This is a genomic window from Sphingopyxis sp., from assembly GCF_035565275.1.
Classification (GTDB): Bacteria; Pseudomonadota; Alphaproteobacteria; order Sphingomonadales; family Sphingomonadaceae; genus Sphingopyxis.
Window position 1 is genome coordinate 1 of record NZ_DATMST010000084.1, and the last position, 8,815, is coordinate 8,815.

An 8,815-nucleotide genomic window follows, 5' to 3' on the forward strand; every position below is an offset into this window, starting at 1 on the left:
GCGCAAGCGCGCCGCCGATCGGCGCCGAAGGCGACGAAGCGGCGGTCGACACGCAGGCCGCGGGCAGGCCGCTCTCCGATTCCGATCGCGCCTATCTCGCGCTACGGATCGCCGATCGGCGCCGTTTCGACGCGCTGGGCCATCCTGCGCTCGCGATCGCCGATCTCGACGGTGAAATATTCCGGGCGTTGCTGCTCGACATTGCCGCGTGGCGGCTGGCCGAAGTGAGCGCGGATCGCACGCGCGCTGCCGAATTGGGCGATGCGGTCCGGATGGCCACCGAAAAACAGGCCGGCGAGTCGGGCATTGCCGGCGCCGCGAGGCATTATTTCGAGACACTGGGCACGGCGCTGCCCGAGATGGCGATTGCGGCGATTGCGCGCCATGACTGGTCAACGCTGATCGCGCTAGCCGCGGCGGCGCATGACCGGAGCTATGGTGATATGGCGCTGGCGCTGCTCACCGCCGAGAGTGCGGCGCTGCCGACGCTGCTCGCGCCATTGCGGCTTGATTACGCGGCACTGGCGCCGCTCGAGGCTTCGCTGGCGATGTTGCCAGCGCGCGCGGTGAGCGTAGACCATGCCGGGTCTCCCCCGACCGGAGCACCCACGCGGTGAGCGAGCGAATCATACGGGGCCGGATCGACCGGTCGGGCGCGTTGGTCAGCGCTGATGCGCCCCTGTTGCGCCTGCAGCAGCGCGCCGGTGCGGGGCTCGACAGCCCGCTGGCGTTGCCGCACCTCGCGCGGCTCGTCGCGCTGGCGCAGCGGCTGCATCACGATATCAGCCGGCCGCTACATGCTGCCGACGATCACAGCGATATCCACGCGCTGGTTCGCATCATACCCGACGCCGATGGCGCAAGCCTCGAGATCACCGACTGGCGTGCGCATACGGCCGCGCAGCCGCAGATCCCGGCAATAACCGACAGCGCAGCGGTATCACGAAGCTGGGCATGGGAATGTGACCAGCAATTGCGTGTGGTCGCGCTCCGCGCCGCATCCGACGCTCCGGCGGTGCCGGGCGGATGGGAAGGACGCTCGCTGTCCGAACTGTTCGAGCTGCAGCCCGACGACGACGGGCGCTTTCCGGTGCTGCGCGCGCTCGCGCGGCAAGCGCGCTTTGAAGGTCAGCGCGTCCAGGTCGATGCGCCAGCGGCGCGCGTCGCGATGACGCTGTCGGGCGAAGCCTTATTTGACGCCACCGGACGCTTCACAGGCTTCCGCGGCCTGGCTGCACTCACCGGCGCACAGGCTCCGGCCGAGCCAGCGCGCGGGGGGGCGTTGGTCGATCCCGCATTCGGATCGCTTCCGCTGTCCGATCCGCAGTTCGGGCGGCGGATCGACGGCGCGCTGCGCGGGCCGCTGAGCCGCATCATTGCGACGGCGGAAACGATTTCGGGGCAGTTCGACGGACCGATCCGCGCCGATTATGCGCGCTATGCCGGCGATATTGCGCACGCGGGGCGGCATTTGCTGGGCTTGGTCGACGATCTCGCCGACCTACAGAATATCGAGCGTCCGGGGTTCAAGGCGGCGCGTGACGAAATCGATCTTGGCGATCTGGCGCGCCGCGCGGTCGGACTGCTCGGCATGAAGGCAGAAGAGAAGGGCATCCATATCGATGCGCCGCGCACCGATGATCGGGCGCCGGCCACCGGCGAGTTCCGCCGCGTGCTGCAGGTGCTGCTGAACCTGCTTGGCAATGCCATCCGCTATTCGCCTGAAAATTCCCAGATATGGATCCGCGTCGACCGCGAAGGCGATCGCGCGACGATCACCGTTGCAGATCAGGGGCAGGGGATCGACGCCGATCAGCAGGCGGTGGTGTTCGAGAAATTCGAGCGGTTGGGCCGCACCGACAGCGGCGGATCGGGCCTCGGCCTCTATATAGCGCGGCGTCTGGCGCGCGCGATGGACGGCGATCTGACCGTCGACAGCGCGCCGGGGCAGGGTGCGCGCTTTACGTTGAGCCTGCCGGCGCGGGATGGCGGCTGATCGGGTGGCGGCATTGGGACGGTGAGCGGAAGTGGCGCTATGAGGCTGCCAACCTTTCCAATAGCATCATAAGGCCAATCCCGACCCAAATGATCGCCATAGATAAACAACCACCAATAGTTGCTTTGCGGCTATAGCCGGGAGGGCGCTCGCGACCTCGAACCCTTGCCCACCAGTCAGGGAGAAAATACCTGCTAAAGTAGATGATCGCGCCTGAACTTAAGCACCATATAGCGATTCCAACGGCTTCCACGATGCCTCCCCTTACGGAATTCGCAAGTTTATGATGATGGCGCGACGTCCGCAATCTGTCGACTAATGCCGTAAAAGCAAAAAAAGGGGCCGCGGAACGGCCCCTTTTTCGTTTTCGATATTTCGCTCGATTACCGCTTGTCGACCGGGACGAACGGACGATGCGTCGGGCCGGTGTAGAGCTGGCGCGGGCGGCCGATCTTCTGTGCGGGATCCGAGATCATTTCGTTCCACTGCGCGACCCAGCCGACGGTGCGGGCGAGCGCGAAGAGCGCGGTGAACATCGTCGTCGGGAAACCGATCGCCGACAGGATCACGCCCGAATAGAAATCGACGTTCGGGAACAGCTTTTTCTCGACGAAATAGGGGTCGTTGAGCGCCATTTCCTCGAGCTGCAGCGCAACTTCGAAAACCGGGTCGTTAACTTTCAGCGCGTCGAACACTTCGCGCACGGTCTTCTGCATCACCGTCGCGCGCGGGTCATAGTTCTTGTAGACGCGGTGACCGAAGCCCATCAGGCGGAACGGATCGTCCTTGTCCTTTGCACGCGCGATATATTCGGGAATGCGTTCAGGGCGGCCGATTTCGCGCAGCATGTTGAGCGCGGCTTCGTTCGCGCCGCCGTGCGCGGGGCCCCAGAGACAGGCGATGCCTGCCGCGATGCACGCGAACGGGTTTGCGCCCGACGAGCCCGCGAGGCGGACGGTCGAGGTCGACGCATTCTGTTCGTGGTCGGCGTGGAGGATGAAGATGCGGTCGAGCGCGCGCTCGACGGCGGGAACGACCTCATATTCCTCGGCGGGGACGCCGAAGGTCATCCGCAGGAAATTGCCGGTGTAGCTGAGCTTGTTGTCAGGATAGACGAACGGTTGGCCGACCGAATATTTATACGCCATCGCCGCGATCGTCGGCATTTTCGCGATCAGACGATGACTCGCGATCATGCGCTGATGCGGATCGTGAATCTCGGTCGAGTCGTGATAAAAGGCGCTGAGTGCGCCGACGACGCCACACATGACGGCCATCGGGTGCGCGTCGCGGCGGAAACCGCGGTAGAAGGTTGCAAGCTGTTCGTGCAGCATCGTGTGGCGCGTGATCGTATTATCGAAATCGGCCAGTTCCTGCGCGTTCGGCAGCTCGCCGTTCAGCAGCAGGTAGCAGGTTTCCATGAAGCTTGAATGTTCGGCGAGATCGCCGATCGCATAGCCGCGGTGGAGCAGGACGCCTTCGTCGCCGTCGATATAGGTGATCTGCGATTCGCAGCTCGCGGTCGAAGTGAAGCCGGGATCATAGGTGAACGCACCGGTCTGGGCGTAGAATTTGCGGATGTCGACGACGTCGGGGCCGACGGTGCCCGACAGGACAGGGCTGTCGACGGTCTTGTCGCCCAGCGTGATTTTCGCGGTGTCGGTCATATTTTATTCCCTGTACTGACGGCGGGGAGAGAGAGGCTACGCCCCTGCCGGAAAATGTTGCGCTGCGTCAAGTCGCGCCAGGCTGACATCTCGCCCGAGCAACAGCAGCACGTCGAAAATCCCCGGGGAAACGGTTCGGCCGGTTAGCGCAGCGCGTAAAGGTTGCGCGAGTTTTCCGAGCCCCAGTCCGGCGGCTTCGGCTTCGGCGCGCACGGCGGCATCCAGCTCTTCTGTCGTCCAGTCATTCAGCCCGCGCAGTCGCTCCGTTACGGCAGCAAGCAGGCCTTCGGGCGTGGCCTTTAACACCTCGCCCGCTTTCTCGTCCACCGGCAACGGGTCCGGCTGGAAAAGGAAGATTGCACCCTCGGCGACTTCGTCGAGCGTCTTGGCACGCGGTTTCAGCGATTCCATCGCGCGCGTGAGCAGGTCGCGGTCGATCCCATCGAGCGCGCGACCAACGAGATTTTCGACGCGCGACGCAACGAGGTCGGCGAGGCGGCCATCGTCAGCCTCGCGAAGATAATGGCCGTTGAGATTTTCGAGCTTCTTGAAGTCGAAACGCGACGGCGAACGGCCGACATGGTCAAGGTCGAACCACTGGGTCGCCTGCTCGCGGCTGATGATCTCGTCGTCGCCGTGACCCCAGCCGAGGCGGAGAAGATAGTTATTCACCGCTTCGGGCAGATAGCCCATTTCGTCGCGGTACGCGTCGACGCCCAGCGCGCCATGGCGCTTCGACAGCTTTGCGCCGTCGGCACCGTGAATCAGCGGGACATGGGCGTAAACGGGCTCGCGCCAGTTCATCGACCGGATCAGCGCGAGTTGGCGGAACGCGTTGTTGAGATGGTCATCGCCGCGGATGACGTGCGTCACGCCCATGTCGTTATCGTCGACGACGACGCTGAGCATATAGGTCGGGGTGCCGTCGCTGCGCAGCAGGACGAAATCGTCGAGTTCGGCGTTCTGGACCGTCACCTCGCCCTGAACCTTGTCGGCGATCGTTACTGCGCCGTCCTGCGGTGCGCGCAGACGGATAACGTGCGGCGCCGCCGGGTCGCCGTCGTCTCGGTCGCGCCAAGGGCTGCGAACGCGGAAGGGCAGGCGCTTTTCCTGCGCTTCGGCGCGCATCGCGGCGAGTTCGTCCTGGGTAAGGTAGCAGCGATAGGCCTCGCCCTTCGCGAGCAGTTCGTTCGCGACCGCGGCATGCCGCGGTGCGCGCGCGAACTGGAAAACCGTCTCTCCGTCCCAGTCGAGGTCGAGCCACTGCATCCCGTCGATAATAGCGTCGATCGCGGCATCGGTCGACCGCGCGCGGTCGGTATCCTCGATCCGGAGCAGGAATTTTCCGCCGTGATGACGCGCGAACAGCCAGTTGAACAGCGCGGTGCGGGCACCGCCGATATGCAGAAAGCCGGTCGGCGAAGGGGCGAAGCGCGTCACCACATCGGCACCGGTCGCTTCGAGGGTCGCTTCGGTCATATCGGTTTGATTTTCGGTTGCCACCAAGGCCTCTTTCACTCAGTTTGCCGTCTTTCGGGACGGGGATCGGGGGAGCCCCTAGCATGGCGACAAGGCTGCTTCAAACGCCCATTGCCGTGCGCTGGGCAAGCCGGGGGTACAGGCTGGCCGAGGCGATCGAGGCGCGGCTGGAGACGGAACGCGAGCGGATCGGGCTGTGGCTGCCCGTGGCGCTCGGCGCGGGCATCGCGGGCTGGTTCGCGCTACCGGCGAAAGCACACTGGATCGGGTTGCTCCTGCTGCTCGCTGGCGGGATGCTGGCCGGCCTGTTGATCGGCTGGCGGAGCCGGCTGGGGCGCATGGTTGTCGTCGGGTGCGGCGTGGCGGCGACGGGGGTGCTGCTTATCTGGGTACGTTCACTCTGGGTGGCGGCACCTGTGCTTGCCGGGCCGGTCACGACCCAGTTTTCCGCTATCGTCGAGCGCGTCGAGCCGTTGCCGGCGAAAGGGCAGGTTCGCATCGTCGCGCTGCCCCGCGCACGGAGTGACCTGCCGCCGCGCGTGCGGCTGACCTTGCGCGGCGAGCAGGCGTCAGATCTTGCCGAGGGCGAGACGGTCGGCGTTCGGGCACGGTTGATGCCGCCGCCCACCGCGAGCCTTCCCGGCGGGTATGATTTTGCGCAGCGGGCATGGTTCGACCGGATCGGCGCGGTCGGAACGGTGCTGGGCGATGTCGCGCGCGTGCGGGGGACAGGCGCCGCTGCGCCACCGCTGCGGGCAAGACTGAGCGCGCATATCCACGGACAGGTTGACGGGTCGGCCGGGGGCATCGCCGCTGCGCTCGTGACCGGCGACCGTGGGGCGATCAGCGAAGCCGACGATGACGCCATGCGTCGCAGCGGGCTTGCGCACCTGCTGTCGATCAGCGGGCTCCATGTGACCGCGGTCGTCGGTTTTGCGATGTTCCTGACGCTGCGATTGCTTGCGCTCAGCCGGCGGCTCGCACTCGCCGGCTATGTCCTGCCGCTCGCCGCCGCCGCCGGGGCGCTCGCCGGTGGCGGTTACACAGTGCTTGCCGGCGCCGAGGTGCCGACGCTGCGCTCGTTCATCGCCGCGCTGCTCGTGCTCGTCGCCTTCCTGATGGGGCGTGAAGCGCTCACCTTGCGGCTGGTGGCGGCCGGAGCGCTGATCGTCCTGATCTGGCGCCCCGAATCGCTTGCGGGGCCGAGCTTCCAGCTGAGTTTCGCCGCGGTCACGGCGATCATCGCGCTGCACGAGAGCCGTCCGATGCGCCGCTTTCTCGCGCGCCGCGACGAGCCCCTGATATGGCGCGCCGGACGCGGGGTCGGGGGGCTTTTGATCACCGGCCTGGTGGTCGAAATCGCGCTCGCGCCGATCGCGCTGTTCCATTTTCACAAGGCGGGGCTGTACGGCGCGCTCGCCAACGTCGTCGCGATTCCGCTGACGACCTTTGTCATCATGCCCGCCGAAGCGCTGGCGCTCGCGCTCGACAGCGTTGGCCTGGGCGCCCCGCTGTGGTGGGTGACCGAACGGGCGCTACACGTGCTGATCGGGATCGCGCATGGGGTCGCGAACGCGCCCGGCGCCGTTGCCATGCTGCCAACCTTCCCGCCATGGGGCTTTGCGCTCGCAGTCTCGGGCGGCCTGTGGTTGCTGCTCTGGCAGAGCGACTGGCGCCGTCTGGGAGCGATCCCGCTGCTAGTCGGAATGATTGCGCTGCTCGTGCAGCCGCGGCCCGATATCCTCGTGACCGGGGATGGCCGTCACATCGCTGCCGCGCTGCCCGATGGCGGCTATGCGCTGCTCCGCGACCGGGCGGGCGATTATGTCCGCGATACGATGGCCGAGGCGGCGGGCGTCGATGCACCGCTCGCGGCGCTCGCCGACCTCGATCACGTCGAATGCAACCGCGACTTCTGCCGCTGGCGCCAAGGCGCGGGAAACGCCGTGCGCGTGATCCTTGCATCGCGCGGTCGCGACCGGATCGAAGGGAGCGACATGGCAGCCGCATGCGCTGCGGCCGATATCGTGATCAGCGACCGCTGGCTGCCGCATGAATGCGCGGGGCGCTGGATGACGATCGATCGCGACAGCCTGACCGAAACCGGCGGGCTTGCGCTCTATCTCGATGAAACGCCCGAAGCCGTCTCCGCGCTGCGCGCCGGGGATGAACACCCTTGGCGCCGTCCGCAACAGCTTAGTGGTAACGACGAAGCAATCCCGACAGACGCCCTTGCACGATGACGCGTTCGGCCGGGTAGCGCTGTGGTTCATAGGCGCTGTTCGCGGGATCAAGCCGGATCATCTGGCCTTCGCGCCGGAAATATTTGAGCGTCGCGTCCTGCCCGTCGACGAGCGCAACGACGATATCGCCCTCGCGCGCGGTGCTCGCTTTCTGGATCAGCGCATAGTCGCCGTCGAAAATGCCGGCCTCGACCATCGAGTCGCCCGAGACTTCGAGCGCATAATGTTCGCCCGCTCCGAGCAGCGCGGCGGGAACGGCGAGATTGTTGTGATCCTCGAACGCCTCGATCGGCACGCCCGCGGCGATCTTGCCGTGCAAGGGTACCTCGATGATGTCGTTGGCGGCGATCGGCTTGAGTGCCGGCGGAGCCTTGCGGAGCGGGACGACATTGTCGCGATCGTCGCGCACGGCGGGTTTCGCCGCCTCGGGCACCTTCAGCACTTCCAGCGCGCGTGCACGATTGGGCAGGCGGCGGAGAAAACCCCTTTCTTCCAAGGCGCTTATCAACCGGTGTATACCCGATTTCGATTTCAGTCCGAGCGCTTCCTTCATTTCTTCGAACGAGGGCGAAATGCCGCTCGAATCAAGCCGTTCCTGGATGAAGTGGAGCAGTTCATGCTGCTTCGCGGTCAACATCGGTCATTCTCCATGAGGGCCGGGACGAACCTGAGCCGGACATATTGAGAACGATAGTGGAACAAAGCGGAACTTGTCAAGCGATGACGATATAGTCCGCGACGTCGCCGGTATCGCGCGGCGGGGCGCCGATCTCGCGGAGCAGCAGCGCGTTCGCCGAGGCGAGCGGCAGCGTTCGCCCGCTTTCCTGCCCGATGAGCGGCGTCAGGCGGCCGTTTTCGATGCGTGCGCGCAGATAATCGCGCCGCGTGCCACCCGCGGGAAGCGGTGCGGCAAGCAGTGCCCGCTGCACCGCAGGCAAGGGATCGCGGGCTCCGGCAAGATGACGGACGAGCGGCAGGAGGAACAGCGTCGCAGTGACGAATGCCGAGGAGGGATTGCCGGGCAGGCCGAGCAGGATCGCCCCGTCCAGCGTCCCGGCGATCAGCGGTTTGCCCGGCCGCATCGCGATCCGCCAGAAATCGAGCTGTCCGCCGGCATCGTCGAGCGCGCCGCGGACATGATCGTGATCGCCGACCGATGCACCGCCGACGGTGACGATGACGTCATGACGTCGCGCGAGTTCCCTGAGGCCATTGGAAAGTCGGGCGCGGTCGTCGCCGATATGGTGCGGCAGGACGGGCCCGGCGACCTCGCCCGCAAGCATCGCCGCGAGCATCACGCCGTTGCTGTCGGGGATCTGGCCGGCGGCAAGCGGACGTCCGGGCTGAACGAGTTCATCGCCGGTCGTCACGATCGCAACGCGCGGGCGTCGACCCACCGCGAGCTGGCCCGCCCCGCTCATCGCCGCGGC

7 protein-coding genes are annotated in these 8,815 nt (G+C 66.1%); 3 read left to right on the plus strand and 4 right to left on the minus strand.

Going from position 1 to position 8,815, the window contains the following annotated elements; all coding sequences use genetic code 11:
* On the plus strand, window positions 1-617 hold a 617-nt coding region (locus VN047_RS06375; RefSeq protein ID WP_325541196.1), incomplete at its 5' end, for a hypothetical protein.
* A complete protein-coding gene (locus VN047_RS06380; protein WP_325541198.1) occupies window positions 614-1,996 on the plus strand; it encodes a HAMP domain-containing sensor histidine kinase in 1,383 nt (460 codons plus the stop codon). The genes VN047_RS06375 and VN047_RS06380, both read left to right, overlap by 4 nt.
* 383 nt (window positions 1,997-2,379) lie before the next feature.
* Here VN047_RS06380 and VN047_RS06385 read toward each other — a convergent pair whose 3' ends face one another.
* Both VN047_RS06385 and gltX read right to left on the minus strand, forming a co-directional pair.
* Window positions 2,380-3,663, minus strand: coding sequence for a citrate synthase (locus VN047_RS06385; protein ID WP_062180830.1), 1,284 nt, complete (start codon window positions 3,661-3,663; stop codon window positions 2,380-2,382).
* Between the two features lie 36 nt (window positions 3,664-3,699).
* Window positions 3,700-5,142: a glutamate--tRNA ligase gene (gltX, locus tag VN047_RS06390; RefSeq protein ID WP_325541202.1), complete on the minus strand. Its 1,443-nt coding sequence runs from the start codon at window positions 5,140-5,142 to the stop codon at window positions 3,700-3,702.
* An 83-nt stretch (window positions 5,143-5,225) separates the two neighbouring features.
* On the opposite strand from gltX, the gene VN047_RS06395 reads away from it, so the two are divergent.
* Window positions 5,226-7,385, plus strand: a complete 2,160-nt coding sequence (locus VN047_RS06395; protein WP_325541204.1) for a ComEC/Rec2 family competence protein — start codon at window positions 5,226-5,228, stop codon at window positions 7,383-7,385.
* Here the strand turns inward: VN047_RS06395 and lexA are convergent.
* The gene (gene lexA / locus VN047_RS06400; RefSeq protein ID WP_325541206.1) at window positions 7,339-8,022 is read right to left on the minus strand and encodes a transcriptional repressor LexA; all 684 of its coding nucleotides are present in this window, start codon (window positions 8,020-8,022) and stop codon (window positions 7,339-7,341) included. The two genes, VN047_RS06395 and lexA, sit on opposite strands and share 47 nt — an antisense overlap.
* Window positions 8,023-8,098: 76 nt before the next feature.
* Window positions 8,099-8,815: molybdopterin molybdotransferase MoeA (locus tag VN047_RS06405; protein WP_325541208.1), on the minus strand; the 717-nt coding region annotated here is incomplete at its 5' end.

Excerpts from the sequence above, each read along its gene's own strand:
- VN047_RS06385 (WP_062180830.1), bottom strand. The coding sequence starts at position 3,663 with ATGACCGACACCGCGAAAATCACGCTGGGCGACAAGACCGTCGACAGC.
- gltX (WP_325541202.1), bottom strand. The coding sequence starts at position 5,142 with ATGACCGAAGCGACCCTCGAAGCGACCGGTGCCGATGTGGTGACGCGC.
- VN047_RS06395 (WP_325541204.1), top strand. The coding sequence starts at position 5,226 with ATGGCGACAAGGCTGCTTCAAACGCCCATTGCCGTGCGCTGGGCAAGC.
- lexA (WP_325541206.1), bottom strand. The coding sequence starts at position 8,022 with ATGTTGACCGCGAAGCAGCATGAACTGCTCCACTTCATCCAGGAACGG.